The 12,875-nt window shown below is 62.3% G+C and carries 13 protein-coding genes; 10 read left to right on the forward strand and 3 right to left on the reverse strand.

What is annotated here, in order from left to right:
- Positions 1 to 155 precede the first annotated feature (155 nt).
- From sucC to lpdA, 10 genes are all read left to right on the forward strand, one after another.
- Positions 156 to 1,349 carry an ADP-forming succinate--CoA ligase subunit beta gene (gene sucC / locus KJP28_RS02155; protein ID WP_218390584.1) on the forward strand — a complete coding sequence of 398 codons (1,194 nt, stop codon included), beginning with the start codon at positions 156 to 158 and terminating at the stop codon, positions 1,347 to 1,349.
- A 98-nt stretch (positions 1,350 to 1,447) separates the two neighbouring features.
- Complete coding sequence (locus tag KJP28_RS02160) at positions 1,448 to 2,197, forward strand: sulfotransferase family 2 domain-containing protein (protein ID WP_218390585.1); 750 nt, start codon at positions 1,448 to 1,450, stop codon at positions 2,195 to 2,197.
- A gap of 59 nt (positions 2,198 to 2,256) precedes the next feature.
- Positions 2,257 to 3,141, forward strand: coding sequence for a succinate--CoA ligase subunit alpha (gene sucD, locus KJP28_RS02165; protein WP_218390586.1), 885 nt, complete (start codon positions 2,257 to 2,259; stop codon positions 3,139 to 3,141).
- 61 nt (positions 3,142 to 3,202) lie between these two features.
- The gene (locus KJP28_RS02170) at positions 3,203 to 6,190 is read left to right on the forward strand and encodes a 2-oxoglutarate dehydrogenase E1 component (protein WP_218390587.1); all 2,988 of its coding nucleotides are present in this window, start codon (positions 3,203 to 3,205) and stop codon (positions 6,188 to 6,190) included.
- Positions 6,191 to 6,194: 4 nt separating this feature from the next.
- A complete protein-coding gene (gene odhB / locus KJP28_RS02175; RefSeq protein WP_218390588.1) occupies positions 6,195 to 7,730 on the forward strand; it encodes a 2-oxoglutarate dehydrogenase complex dihydrolipoyllysine-residue succinyltransferase in 1,536 nt (511 codons plus the stop codon).
- Positions 7,731 to 7,784: 54 nt separating this feature from the next.
- Positions 7,785 to 8,177, forward strand: a complete 393-nt coding sequence (locus tag KJP28_RS02180; RefSeq protein ID WP_218390589.1) for an MAPEG family protein — start codon at positions 7,785 to 7,787, stop codon at positions 8,175 to 8,177.
- A gap of 4 nt (positions 8,178 to 8,181) precedes the next feature.
- A complete protein-coding gene (locus KJP28_RS02185) occupies positions 8,182 to 8,496 on the forward strand; it encodes a hypothetical protein (RefSeq protein ID WP_218390590.1) in 315 nt (104 codons plus the stop codon).
- Positions 8,489 to 8,614: a hypothetical protein gene (locus tag KJP28_RS19890; protein WP_255552155.1), complete on the forward strand. Its 126-nt coding sequence runs from the start codon at positions 8,489 to 8,491 to the stop codon at positions 8,612 to 8,614. The genes KJP28_RS02185 and KJP28_RS19890 overlap by 8 nt, the downstream gene beginning before the upstream one ends.
- A complete protein-coding gene (locus KJP28_RS02190; RefSeq protein WP_218390591.1) occupies positions 8,611 to 9,021 on the forward strand; it encodes an MAPEG family protein in 411 nt (136 codons plus the stop codon). The genes KJP28_RS19890 and KJP28_RS02190 overlap by 4 nt, the downstream gene beginning before the upstream one ends.
- 80 nt (positions 9,022 to 9,101) lie before the next feature.
- Positions 9,102 to 10,493, forward strand: a complete 1,392-nt coding sequence (gene lpdA, locus KJP28_RS02195) for a dihydrolipoyl dehydrogenase (protein ID WP_218390592.1) — start codon at positions 9,102 to 9,104, stop codon at positions 10,491 to 10,493.
- 112 nt (positions 10,494 to 10,605) lie between these two features.
- Here the strand turns inward: lpdA and KJP28_RS02200 are convergent, their stop codons facing one another.
- From KJP28_RS02200 to KJP28_RS02210, 3 genes are all read right to left on the reverse strand, one after another.
- Entirely contained in the window at positions 10,606 to 11,304 is a 699-nt protein-coding gene (locus KJP28_RS02200) for an intradiol ring-cleavage dioxygenase (RefSeq protein WP_218390593.1), read from the reverse strand.
- A gap of 81 nt (positions 11,305 to 11,385) precedes the next feature.
- Positions 11,386 to 12,072: a GntR family transcriptional regulator gene (locus tag KJP28_RS02205; RefSeq protein ID WP_218390594.1), complete on the reverse strand. Its 687-nt coding sequence runs from the start codon at positions 12,070 to 12,072 to the stop codon at positions 11,386 to 11,388.
- Positions 12,073 to 12,102: 30 nt separating this feature from the next.
- Positions 12,103 to 12,843, reverse strand: coding sequence for a M48 family metallopeptidase (locus tag KJP28_RS02210; RefSeq protein ID WP_218390595.1), 741 nt, complete (start codon positions 12,841 to 12,843; stop codon positions 12,103 to 12,105).
- Positions 12,844 to 12,875: the final 32 nt, after the last annotated feature.

A 12,875-nucleotide genomic window follows, 5' to 3' on the forward strand; every position in this document is an offset into this window, starting at 1 on the left:
CACGTCGTGGGGTCTTTTTGTGATCACACCATTTCTGCTTGTGATCACAGAGGCGGCAAATATCGCGCTAATTGGCGACCATTCACAGAAATCCGTTTAAACCTGCCCTCACATGTGCAACGTGCCATGCGAACGCAACCAGATGGGACGAGTTCATGAACATCCATGAATATCAGGCGAAGGCGCTCCTTCGTGAATACGGTGCCCCGGTCTCCGATGGCCGTGTCGTGACGAAAGCCGACGAAGCCAAATCGAAGGCGGGCGAAATGGACGGGCCGCTCTGGGTCGTCAAGGCGCAGATCCACGCAGGCGGTCGCGGCAAGGGCTCCTTCAAGGAAGAGAGCGCGGGCGAAAAAGGCGGTGTCCGTCTTGCCAAGTCGGTCGAAGAGGCCGCCGAAGAAGCCAAGAAGATGCTCGGTCGCACGCTGGTGACGCATCAGACCGGCCCGGCGGGCAAACAAGTCAACCGCATCTATCTCGAAGACGGCTCGGACATCGAGCGCGAGCTTTACCTCGCGCTGCTCGTCGACCGCGTGACATCGCGCGTGTCCTTCGTCTGCTCCACCGAAGGCGGGATGGACATCGAGGAAGTCGCAGCCTCCACGCCCGAGAAAATCCTCTCCTTCTCCGTCGACCCCGCGACCGGCTACCAGCCGTTCCACGGGCGCCGCATCGCGTTCTCGCTCGGTCTCGAAGGACAGCAGATCAAGCAATGCGTGAAACTGATGGGTCAGCTCTACCAAGCCTTCATCGAGAAGGACATGGAGATGCTGGAGATCAACCCGCTGATCGTCACCGACGAAGGCAACCTCAAGGTGCTCGACGCCAAGCTGGGCTTCGACGGCAACGCGCTCTATCGCCAGCCCGACATCGCCAACCTCCGTGACGAGACCGAAGAAGACCCGAAAGAGCTCGAGGCGTCGAAATACGACCTGAACTACATCGCGCTCGACGGTGAAATCGGCTGCATGGTGAACGGCGCGGGCCTCGCCATGGCGACGATGGACATCATCAAGCTCTACGGCGCCGAACCGGCCAACTTCCTCGACGTCGGCGGTGGCGCCACGAAAGAGAAAGTGACCGAGGCGTTCAAGATCATCACCTCCGACAAGAACGTCAAAGGCATCCTCGTGAACATCTTCGGCGGCATCATGCGGTGCGACGTCATTGCCGAAGGCGTGGTCGCAGCAGTCAAGGAAGTCGGGCTTCAAGTGCCGCTCGTCGTTCGTCTGGAAGGCACCAATGTCGAAAAGGGCAAGGAGATCATCAATACCTCCGGCCTGAACGTCATCGCGGCCGACAATCTGTCGGACGGTGCCGAGAAAATCGTGAAAGCGGTGAAAGGGTAAGTCCCGATGCCGCTGGCACATCCGCGCAATTGCACAGCCTGCCCGGTTTTCGGACCGGTCGGGTCGTGCATGCGACCAATGGGAGGTGAAGGCCTCTCATGGTGATGACGTTGCCTGTCCACGAACTCGTTTATGTGGCGGTGCCGCTCTGTGCGAGCACATCCGCCAAGGCCTCCATGTATGGGCTGATGATCCAGCACAACTACGAGGGTTTGAAACGGTCGGGCGAACCGATCCCGATGCATGTGCATTACCCCTATCGCGCCCTGCGCCCGACGGATTACGGCACGATGGACGACCCCTTCGTCTTCACCGTCATTCGTGATCCGCTCGAGCGTTTCCTGTCGCTCTGGTCCTACAAGGTGATGACCGAGAAGCGCATCGTCACGGCCAATACCAAACGCCGCAAGGATCGCCACGGTTTGCTGCGCGGTGCGGTGATCGACATCGTGAAACTCGACAAGTTGCCGACGGCGACACCCTCGCTCGAGCAATTCGTGATGGAGTTCGACGCGTATTCGGCACGTTACGGGTTTCTCGACCAACTCATGCGTCCTGTCAGCGAGTTTCTGGGCGACGACCTTTCGGTCTATCACGAGATCTACACGATGGACCGCATCCCCGAGTTGGAAGCGACCATTCGTGAACGGACGGGCGTGGCGGAATACTACATCCCAAAGGTCAAGGCGACATCGGCCGAACACCAAGTCTCGCCCGACGATCTTTCCGACCGGGCCTTCGACAGTCTGATGGAACGGCTGGAACCGCATTACGCGGAGATGCCCGACCATTTCTCGCGACCGGATCGCGCTTCCCGCGCCGGCACCCATACGAAGAAGGCGAGCTGACATGACACAGCGCCGCCTTGCACCCAATCTGAACGAAAAGTCCCAAGAAGGAGGCCCGCATGGCCATTCTCGTTGATGAAAACACCAAGGTGATCTGCCAGGGCTTCACCGGCTCGCAGGGCACGTTCCACTCCGAACAGGCCATCGCCTATGGCACGAAAATGGTTGGCGGCGTGACCCCCGGCAAAGGCGGTCAGACGCATCTCGACCTGCCGGTGTTCGATAGCGTCCACGAAGCCAAGGCCAAGACCGAAGCGAACGCATCGGTCATCTACGTTCCGCCGCCCTTCGCGGCAGATTCGATCCTCGAAGCCATCGACGCCGAGATGGAGCTGATCGTGTGCATCACCGAAGGCATCCCGGTCCTCGACATGATGAAGGTCAAGCGCGCGCTGATCGACAGCAAATCGCGCCTGATCGGGCCGAACTGTCCGGGCGTCATCACGCCGGACGCCTGCAAGATCGGCATCATGCCGGGCCACATCCACAAGCGTGGTTCGGTCGGGGTCGTGTCGCGCTCCGGTACGCTCACCTACGAAGCGGTGAAGCAGACCGCCGACATCGGGCTGGGCCAGTCGACCGCCGTGGGCATCGGCGGCGACCCGATCAAGGGAACCGAGCATATCGACGTGCTCGACATGTTCCTGGACGACGATGAGACGCAGTCGATCATCATGATCGGTGAAATCGGCGGCACTGCCGAAGAAGAAGCCGCCGAGTTCCTTGCCGAACAGCGCAAGAAAGGCCGGTGGAAGCCGGTCGCAGGCTTCATCGCCGGGCGCACCGCCCCTCCGGGCCGCCGCATGGGCCACGCTGGCGCAATCGTGTCTGGCGGTCAGGGCGATGCCGAGTCCAAGATCGAGGCCATGAAATCGGCCGGTATCGTGGTGGCGGACAGCCCCGCGACGCTGGGCGAAGCGGTGCAGGAAGCCATCGCGAAGTAACAGATCGCGTGCGGGGCGGTATCCTCCGCCCTGCGCGAAACCCCATCTTTCAGGTGACGTCATGACGGACCAAAGCCCTAACGACCAGTTCCACGCCTCTTCTTTCATGCAGGGGCAAAACGCCGAATATCTCGAACAGCTCTATGCGCAATATGCCAATGACCCGAACGCGGTCGACGCAGCGTGGCAGGAGTTCTTTCGTGCCCTTGGCGATACCGAGGTCGAGGTCAAACGCGAGGCGCAAGGTCCGTCCTGGATGCGCACCGACTGGCCGCCGCAGCCCGATGACGAACTGACCCATGCGCTCGATGGCATGTGGCCCGCCGAACGCCCGTCAGTGTCTGAAGCCGATCCCAAGGACCTTGCGAAAAAGATCGCGGACAAGGCGAACAACAAGCAGGTCGAGATTTCCGAAGACGCGATCAAACGCGCCGTGCTGGACTCGGTGCGTGCGCTCATGATTATTCGGGCCTATCGCATCCGGGGTCACCTGATCGCCGACATCGACCCGCTCGGTATGCGCGACAAGACGCCCCATCCGGAACTCGACCCGAAAAGCTACGGGTTTACCGAAGCCGACATGGACCGCCCGATCTTCATCGACAAGGTGCTGGGGCTCGACGTCGCTTCGATGCGTCAGATCATCGAGATCGTCCAGCGCACGTATTGCGGTACGTTTGCGCTGCAATACATGCATATTTCCGACCCGGAGGAATCCGGCTGGCTCAAGGAGCGGATCGAGGGCTTCGGCAAGGAGATCACCTTTACCCGCGAAGGCCGCCGCGCCATTCTGAACAAGTTGGTCGAGGCCGAGGGCTTCGAGAAGTTCCTCCATGTCAAATACATGGGCACCAAGCGGTTCGGCCTGGACGGGGGCGAAGCGCTCATCCCGGCGATGGAGCAGATCATCAAGCGCGGCGGTAGTCTCGGCGCGAAAGAGATCGTCGTGGGTATGCCTCACCGTGGTCGTTTGAACATCCTCGCCAACGTCATGGCGAAACCCTATCGCGCGATTTTCAACGAGTTTCAGGGCGGGTCGTTCAAACCCGAAGACGTGGACGGGTCGGGGGACGTGAAATACCACCTCGGCGCGTCCAGCGACCGGGAATTCGACGGCAACAATGTGCACCTGTCCCTGACCGCGAACCCCTCGCACCTCGAGGCGGTGAATCCCGTGGTACTGGGCAAATGCCGGGCCAAGAGCCAGCAGCTGGGCGACGAGGACCACACGCAGGTCATCCCGATCCTGCTCCATGGTGACGCGGCCTTCGCCGGTCAGGGGGTCGTGGCCGAATGTTTCCAGCTTTCGGGCATTCGCGGCCACCGCACCGGCGGCACCATGCATATCGTGGTGAACAACCAGATCGGCTTCACCACCGCGCCGCATTTCTCGCGCACCTCGCCTTATCCGACGGACATCGCGCTGATGGTCGAGGCGCCGATCTTCCACGTGAACGGAGACGATCCCGAGGCCGTGGTCCATGCCGCCAAGGTCGCGACGGAATTCCGCCAGAAATTCCACAAGGACGTGGTCATCGACATCTTCTGCTACCGCCGCTTCGGTCACAACGAAGGCGACGAGCCGATGTTCACAAACCCGGAGATGTACAAACAGATCAAGACCCACAAGACGACGCTTCAGCTCTACACCGAGCGGCTCGTGCAGGACGGTCTGATTCCGGAAGGCGAAATCGAAGACATGAAGGCGGCGTTTCAGTCGCACCTCAACGAGGAATTCGAGAGCGGCAAGGAATACAAGCCGAACAAGGCCGACTGGCTCGATGGCCGCTGGTCTCACCTGGACAAGCAGGGAGAGGATTACCAGCGCGGCGAAACCGCTATTTCCAAGAAGGCGCTGGAAGAGGTCGGCAAGGCGCTGACCACCGCGCCGGAAGGTCTTGTGACGCACAAGACCGTCGGGCGGCTCCTCGAAAGCAAGGCCAAGATGTTCAAGAGCGGCAAGGGCTTTGACTGGGCCACCGCGGAAGCGATCGCGTTCGGCTCACTTCTGACCGAGGGCTACCCGGTCCGGCTCGCCGGGCAGGATTCCACGCGCGGCACGTTTTCGCAGCGCCATTCCGGGATTGTCGATCAGAACACCGAGGAACGCTATTACCCGCTGAACAACATCAAGGCGGGTCAGGCGCGGTATGAAGTCATCGACTCGATGCTTTCGGAATACGCGGTGCTCGGTTTCGAATACGGCTTTTCGCTTGCCGAGCCGAACGCGCTCACGTTGTGGGAAGCACAGTTCGGCGACTTCGCAAACGGCGCGCAGATCATGTTCGACCAGTTCATTTCGTCCGGTGAATCGAAATGGCTCCGCATGTCCGGCCTCGTCTGCCTGCTGCCCCATGGCTACGAAGGGCAGGGGCCGGAGCACTCCTCGGCCCGCCTCGAACGGTTCCTGCAAATGTGCGGTGCCGACAACTGGATCGTGGCCAATTGCTCGACCCCGGCGAACTACTTCCACATCCTGCGGCGGCAGCTTCACCGTTCCTACCGCAAACCGCTGATCCTGATGACGCCGAAGTCGCTCTTGCGCCACAAGCTCTGCGTCTCCGATGCGGCGGATTTCACCAAGGGTTCGTCTTTCCACCGCATCCTGTGGGACGATGCCGACCGCGAAAACGGCACGGGCCGGTCGGAAAACAAGCTGAAGGAAGACAAGAACATCAAGCGCGTCGTGATGTGCTCCGGCAAAGTCTATTACGACCTGCTCGAAGAACGCGACAACCGCGGGATCGACGATGTCTACCTTATGCGGCTCGAGCAATTCTACCCGTTCCCGGCTCTGAGCCTCGTAAAGGAGCTTGAGAGGTTCCCGGACGCCGATGTCGTCTGGTGTCAGGAAGAACCGAAGAACCAGGGCGCCTGGACCTTCGTCGAGCCGAACATCGAATGGGTGCTGTCGCGTATCCGCAAGGATGGCTCGCGCCCGATCTACGTGGGGCGCGCGGCCTCGGCCTCGCCGGCGACGGGCCTTGCCAGCCAGCACAAAGCACAACAACAGGCGCTCGTGAATGACGCGCTGACCATCGAAGGATAAGATCATGAGCACTGAAGTTCGTGTGCCCACGCTTGGCGAAAGCGTCACCGAAGCCACCGTCGCGACCTGGTTCAAGCAACCGGGCGACGCGGTCGAGGCCGATGAAATGCTCTGCGAGCTGGAAACCGACAAGGTGACGGTCGAAGTCCCGTCGCCGGCCGCCGGCACGATGGGCGAGCTCGTCGCGAACGAGGGTGACACGGTCGGCGTCGACGCGCTTCTCGCCACGATCGAAGAGGGCGGCTCTGCTGGCAAGTCCGCCTCTGCCAAGAAAGAAGAGCCGAAGAAAGAAGCCAAATCCTCGGACAGCGAAGCAGATTCCGGCGGCAGCGGCGAAGAGGTGGACATCATGGTCCCCGCGCTGGGCGAAAGCGTGAGCGAGGCGACGGTCTCGACCTGGTTCAAGAAGGAAGGCGACAGTGTCGCAGCCGACGAGATGCTGTGCGAACTCGAGACCGACAAGGTCTCTGTCGAAGTGCCTGCACCGGCGGCAGGCACGATCACCAAGATCCTCGCAGGCGAAGGCGAGACCGTCGAAGCAGGCGGCAAGCTCGGCGTCATGACATCCGGCGGCGGCGCTGCTGCCGCGCCGAAGTCCGAAGCGAAGGAAGAGAGCGCCCCGGCCTCGTCCTCGGCCGGCGATAAAGACGTCGAAGACGCGCCTTCGGCCAAGAAGATGATGGCGGAGAAGGGCATCGACCCGTCCGACGTCCAAGGCACGGGCCGCGACGGGCGCATCATGAAAGAAGATGTGCAGGCCGCGATCTCCTCGACCAAATCCAGCTCGACCCCGGCACCTGCCGCGCAAGCGCCTCGTGCACCGGTTTCGGCAAATGACGAGGCCCGCGAAGAGCGCGTGAAGATGACGCGCCTGCGTCAGACCATCGCGCGCCGCCTGAAAGAAGCCCAGAACACCGCCGCGATGCTCACCACCTACAACGAGGTGGACATGACCGCGGTGATGGAGCTTCGCAACGAATACAAAGACCTCTTCTTCAAGAAGCACGGCATCAAGCTCGGCTTCATGTCCTTCTTCGTGAAAGCCTGCTGCCACGCGCTGAAGGAAGTGCCGGACGTCAATGCCGAGATCGACGGCACCGACGTGATCTACAAGAATTACGTTCATATGGGCGTGGCCGTCGGCACGCCGACCGGTCTCGTCGTTCCGGTCGTGCGCGACGCCGACCAGATGAGCTTCCACGCGATCGAGGACAAGATCTCGGAACTGGGCAAGCGCGCCCGGGACGGCAAGCTGTCGATGGCCGAGATGCAGGGCGGCTCGTTCACCATCTCGAACGGCGGTGTCTATGGCTCGCTCATGTCCTCGCCGATCCTGAACCCGCCGCAATCGGGCATCCTCGGCATGCACAAGATCCAGGACCGTCCCATGGTCGTCGATGGCGAAATCAAGATCCGCCCGATGATGTACCTGGCGCTGTCCTACGACCACCGTATCGTCGACGGCAAAGGTGCCGTGACCTTCCTCGTCCGCGTCAAGGAAGCGCTCGAGGATCCGCGTCGCTTGTTGATGGATCTGTAAGGTTCGGTGGGTTCGCACCCACCCTTCCGACCCGGCCAATCGGAGGCTCACTGAATGTCCATCGCGCTCACGGGAATGGTCGCATTCGCCGCGCTGGTGCTCGTTCACGTCAGCGTGGACAGCTTCCTGCTCAAAGGTTCGGTGGGTAATGCCTGGACGGTGGGGCCGCGTGACAGGGACCCGGAGGCGGGGCCTTACGCGCGCCGGGCTCATCGTGCGCTTTGGAACTTTCTCGAAACCGCGCCCGCTTTTCTCGCCCTCGCCGTCGTCGCCACGCTCACCACACGTGGCGGGCTGTGGGTGACGTGGGGCGTGGCGCTCTACCTCGCGGGACGTGTCCTGTATCTGCCCGCTTATATCGCCGGAGTGCCGTGGCTGCGCACGATCATCTGGCAGGTTTCCATGATCGGCATCGTTGCCATGCTGATCGGCATCGTGACAGGGTAGGGTCATGACCGACGATCAACACACCGACCGTTCCGGCGAAGTCCGCGCGCAGCTCGACGCGGTCGAGGCGCAATTGCCGACAACCCGCAGCATCCTGACATCCTGGGCGATCCGTGTCGCGATCGTGGCCGCGCTCATCTATGCCATCATCCAGTGGCGCGAGACCGACATGACCTGGTTCCTGCCGCTTGCCGCGATTTATGCGGCGGTTTCGCTCATCCTCGCCTTCATCATGCGCGGCGTTCAGGTGCGCAGCTTCGAGAAGCAGCGGCAGAAGATGGAGACGATGCTGAACGACATGGATCGCCACGATGATTGATGCACCCCACCTCGGTTCTCGTTTCTGGTCAGGCGCACCGGTGTACGGGCCGACGGCCTGTCTCGTGATCCATGCACCGAAAGAGACCGAAGTCGAAACCTGCGAGGCGTTGCAATGACCCCTGAACTCACCGCACTTGCGCTCGCAGGTCTGCTGCACATCGTCGGGTTCTCTGCATATTCGGTCATGGCCAACGTCGATGTGGGGACGGGTTACACCACCTCGCCACGCGACCGTGCACCGTCGCGCGAATTGCGGCAGGTGACGGCACGGCTCGGGCGCGCCTATGACAATTCAGCCGCCATGATCGGGCTCTTCGCGGGCGGCTGCCTTCTGGTCGTCGTGGCTGGAGCGGACAACCTTTTCACCGCGATTTTCGCCTATCTCTACGTCGCCCTGCGTGCGCTATACATCTTCGCCTATGCGCGAGGCTGGCGCCCCTGGCGGTCGTTCATCTGGCTCGGTGCGCTGACGTGCTGCGCATTGCTTTATCTGACCGCTTTGATCTTCGGGATGGCGGCATGACACGGAACCCGCGACGCATACGGCCCGGACACGAGGCACTTTCGCGCGTCGCTTTCGAATTTTTGCCAAAGGAGTAAGTCATGGCAGACTATGATGTGATCGTAATCGGCTCGGGTCCCGGCGGCTATGTCTGCGCCATCCGCTGCGCGCAACTCGGTCTCAAGACCGCCTGCGTCGAAGGCCGTGAGACGCTGGGCGGCACCTGTCTGAATGTCGGCTGCATTCCGTCGAAGGCGCTGCTGCACGCGTCTCACATGCTGCATGAAGCCGAAGAGAACTTCACAAAGATGGGCCTCAAGGGCAAGTCGCCCTCGGTCGACTGGAAACAGATGCTCGCCTACAAGGACGACGTCATCGGCCAGAACACCAAGGGCATCGAATTCCTGTTCAAGAAGAACAAGGTCGATTGGCTCAAGGGTTGGGGCAAGATCACCGGCAAGGGCGAGGTTCAGGTCGGCGACGACACGTACAAGGCCAAGAATATCGTCATTGCCACGGGGTCGGAGGTTTCCACGCTTCCGGGCGTCGAGGTCAACAATGCCGGCGGCGTTGTCGTGGACAGCACCGGCGCGCTCGCGCTTCCGAAGGTGCCGAAAAAGATGGTGGTGATCGGAGCGGGCGTGATCGGGCTTGAGATGGGGTCGGTCTATGCCCGTCTCGGGACCGAGGTGACGGTCGTGGAATATCTCGATCACATCACCCCCGGCATGGATGCCGAAGTCAGCCGGGCATTCCAGAAACTCCTGAAAAAGCAGGGGCTAAACTTCATTCTCGGCGCGGCGGTCCAGGGCGTGGAAGAGCTGAAGACCAAGGCGAAAGTGACTTACAGGCTCAAGAAAGACGACAGCGAAGAAGTGCTGGACGCCGATGTTGTCCTCGTCGCGACAGGCCGGCGCGCCTTTACTGACGGGCTGGGGCTATCGGAGGTCGGTGTAGAGGTCACGGACCGCGGCGTGGTCGAAGTCGATCACTGGAAAACCAATGTCGACGGCATCTGGGCCATTGGCGATGCCACTCCGGGCCCGATGCTTGCGCACAAGGCCGAGGACGAAGGCATGGCCGCCGCCGAAGCCATCGCTGGGCAGGCGGGCCACGTGAATTACGACGTGATCCCGAGCGTGATCTACACCGCGCCCGAAGTCGCTGCGGTTGGCAAGACCGAGGAACAGCTCAAAGACGAAGGCCGCGACTACAAAGTCGGCAAGTTCAGCTTCATGGGCAACGGGCGCGCCAAGGCCGTGTTCGAGGCGGACGGCTTCGTGAAAATCCTTGCGGACAAGAAAACCGACCGCATCCTCGGCGTTCACATTATCGGCCCTTCGGCGGGCGATCTGATCCACGAAGCCTGTGTCGCGATGGAATTCGGTGCGGCGGCCGAAGACCTCGCGCGAACCTGCCACGCGCATCCCACGTTCTCCGAAGCCGTGCGCGAAGCCGCGCTGGCCTGCGGAGACGGTCCGATCCATAGCTGACGCTCCGTCGTCGATACGAAAACGTCAAAGGCCGGGGCAGGACCCCGGCCTTTTGCTGCATGGGGGCATGCAGCGTCGGAGGAGGCAGGACATTGCCCTCCGATGGTCACTTTCAGGTCGTCGAAGACACGCCAACGACGAGCTGTGCGACATGCCGGTCGCTCTCTTCCCGTATTGCTGCGTATCCGCCATCCCCCACATTGCGCGCGATACGGTCCGACGCGTTCATCGTGTCGCGCGGGGCAGAGCGGGAATTGTAAGGCGGGACGGCCATGTAAAGGTATTGGCTCAATGCATCGGGAAAGAAGATCTGGCTGGTTAGAACGGTGCGCTCGTCCAGAAACACCTTGTAGTGGATATGCGTCGTGCGACCGGAATACCAACCCGGATAGATCGTGTGGAACGTCGCCACGCCGCGCGCATCCGTCATCTGGGTGCCGCGCAGGAACGTCTCTCCGCGCGTGTCACCGCCCGCGTTCTGGCTGTAGCCCGAGTAATTTCCCTCGGCATCGCAGTGCCACAGGTCCACGCGGGCGTTCTCGAGCGGCGCGCAGCTCTCGTCCACCACCTGGATCGCCATGTCGAGCGCCACGCCTTCCCGGTCCTCGGTGATGTCGGCACGGTCCAGCTCAGGATCGAAGTAATAGGGGCCTTCGGTCGTCTCCGGCATCACCATGCACACATTGGGCGAGATCAGTCCGGCCTCGGCGGCCTGTGCTCTTGCCGCTCTCGGAAACACCCCTACACCCGTCACGACGATGGGCGACGCGGCGAGTGTGGTGAGGAGCTGCCTGCGGTTCATCAGGTTCATTGCCTGTCCTTTCAAATCTCGATTGAAAGGTTCAACGCGGCCGAGCGCAGCTTCCGTCGCCCGCCTCACGCAGCTGTGACATCAAAGGCCGACGAGCATCCTCAGCCCCTGCGTCACGTCGGTCCGCACGGCAAGCCGCAGGCCCGGCTCGTCGCCCGCTGCAAGCGCTGCAAGGATGGCGCGGTGATGTTTTTGCAGGTCCGAGCCTTCGCGTGACATGTAGAGCGCGCGCATCGTCGGGCCGAGTTGAAGCCAGACCGTCTCGGCCATCGCCAGCATCGCCGGCGCCTGCGCACGCAGGTAAAGTGTGCGATGGAATTCGAGGTTCGAGCGGATGTAGCCTGTGACGTCGTGCTTGGCCACGACCTCGGCCACGCGGCCGTTGATCGTGCGCAACCTGTCGACCAGCGCCATATGGGCGCGGGGCAGGGCGCGCGCGGCGAGTTCCGGCTCGAGAAGCGCCCGGAGCGCCGCCAGCTCCTCGATCCGCTCAGGCGTGAGGTCGGGTGTCGTGACGCGGCCGGACGAGGACAGGGTCAACGCACCTTCCGCAGCAAGTCGCCGCACCGCTTCGCGTGCCGGCGTCATCGAGACGCCGAATTCCTTGCCGATCCCGCGCAGGGTCAAGGCTGCGCCTGGTTCCATCTCGCCCGCCATCAGCCGGGCCCTGAGAGTGCGATAGACCCTTTCATGCGCGGCGATCTGCGTGTCCGACGCAGGGGGCGGCGTCGTCGGAGGTCTGGCGGGGGGCGAGGCGGGGCTTTGCATGGCTCTTTGTGATCACAAAACCCGCGCCGGTCAATCGCGGAAACGATACCGGTGCAGTGTTCCGCCATTGTCGCGCAGCCAGCGGCGGGCGTGTTTGTGCTCCGGGAAAAGCTCGGCGCAGACCTCCCAGAAGGCGCTCGAATGATCCATATGGACCAGATGTGCGACCTCATGTGCCGAGACGTAGTCGAGCACGTCGGGAGGAGCCATGACGAGCCGCCAGGAATACATTAGGTTGCCTTCGTGCGAACATGACCCCCAGCGCGACCGCGTATCGCGTAGCGTGACGCGACCAATCGTTCGTCCGAGGGTCGCGGCATGGCGTTCCGAAGCCGCGACCAGCCGTTCACGCGCGATGGTCCTGAGATAGGCCTGAAGTCGGGCCGGGGTCGCGTCGGCCCCGGCTTCAGGAACCTCGAACCCGGCACTGGTCAGCGCCACGCCCCGACGTGGCTTCGCCACGATGTCGTGCAACCGACCTTCGAACATCAGCGTGCCTCCCGCGTGGGGCCAGATCTCTCCGGGCACATCCTCCAGGTGCCGCCTGATCCAACCGGCCTTTTCCAGGACGAACGCCTCGGCTTCGCGCCGGGGAACGCCACGCGGCATCGACAGGGTAACGCGGCCATCGAGCCGTGAGATTCGCAAAGACAGCCGACGCGACCGCGCCGAGACCTTGAGGGCGACCTCGACGTGCGGTTCGCCGGGCAGAGCGATCGGCCCGGCATCCCCGGCAGAATCGTCCCGAAACAATGCTCGTCTGAGCCCCATGACCTACTCGCCTCCACCAATCCGGCCAAAAG

The sequence above is a fragment of the Maritimibacter dapengensis genome (assembly GCF_019218265.1).
Taxonomy (GTDB): Bacteria; Pseudomonadota; Alphaproteobacteria; order Rhodobacterales; family Rhodobacteraceae; genus Maritimibacter; species Maritimibacter dapengensis.

Coding starts and splice junctions, on each gene's coding strand:
- KJP28_RS02185 (WP_218390590.1), top strand. CDS start 8,182: ATGACCGACGATCAACACACCGACCGTTCCGGCGAAGTCCGCGCGCAG.
- KJP28_RS02170 (WP_218390587.1), top strand. CDS start 3,203: ATGACGGACCAAAGCCCTAACGACCAGTTCCACGCCTCTTCTTTCATG.
- odhB (WP_218390588.1), top strand. CDS start 6,195: ATGAGCACTGAAGTTCGTGTGCCCACGCTTGGCGAAAGCGTCACCGAA.
- lpdA (WP_218390592.1), top strand. CDS start 9,102: ATGGCAGACTATGATGTGATCGTAATCGGCTCGGGTCCCGGCGGCTAT.
- sucC (WP_218390584.1), top strand. CDS start 156: ATGAACATCCATGAATATCAGGCGAAGGCGCTCCTTCGTGAATACGGT.
- sucD (WP_218390586.1), top strand. CDS start 2,257: ATGGCCATTCTCGTTGATGAAAACACCAAGGTGATCTGCCAGGGCTTC.
- KJP28_RS02200 (WP_218390593.1), bottom strand. CDS start 11,304: ATGAACCTGATGAACCGCAGGCAGCTCCTCACCACACTCGCCGCGTCG.
- KJP28_RS02210 (WP_218390595.1), bottom strand. CDS start 12,843: ATGGGGCTCAGACGAGCATTGTTTCGGGACGATTCTGCCGGGGATGCC.
- KJP28_RS02180 (WP_218390589.1), top strand. CDS start 7,785: ATGTCCATCGCGCTCACGGGAATGGTCGCATTCGCCGCGCTGGTGCTC.
- KJP28_RS02205 (WP_218390594.1), bottom strand. CDS start 12,072: ATGCAAAGCCCCGCCTCGCCCCCCGCCAGACCTCCGACGACGCCGCCC.
- KJP28_RS02160 (WP_218390585.1), top strand. CDS start 1,448: ATGGTGATGACGTTGCCTGTCCACGAACTCGTTTATGTGGCGGTGCCG.
- KJP28_RS02190 (WP_218390591.1), top strand. CDS start 8,611: ATGACCCCTGAACTCACCGCACTTGCGCTCGCAGGTCTGCTGCACATC.
- KJP28_RS19890 (WP_255552155.1), top strand. CDS start 8,489: ATGATTGATGCACCCCACCTCGGTTCTCGTTTCTGGTCAGGCGCACCG.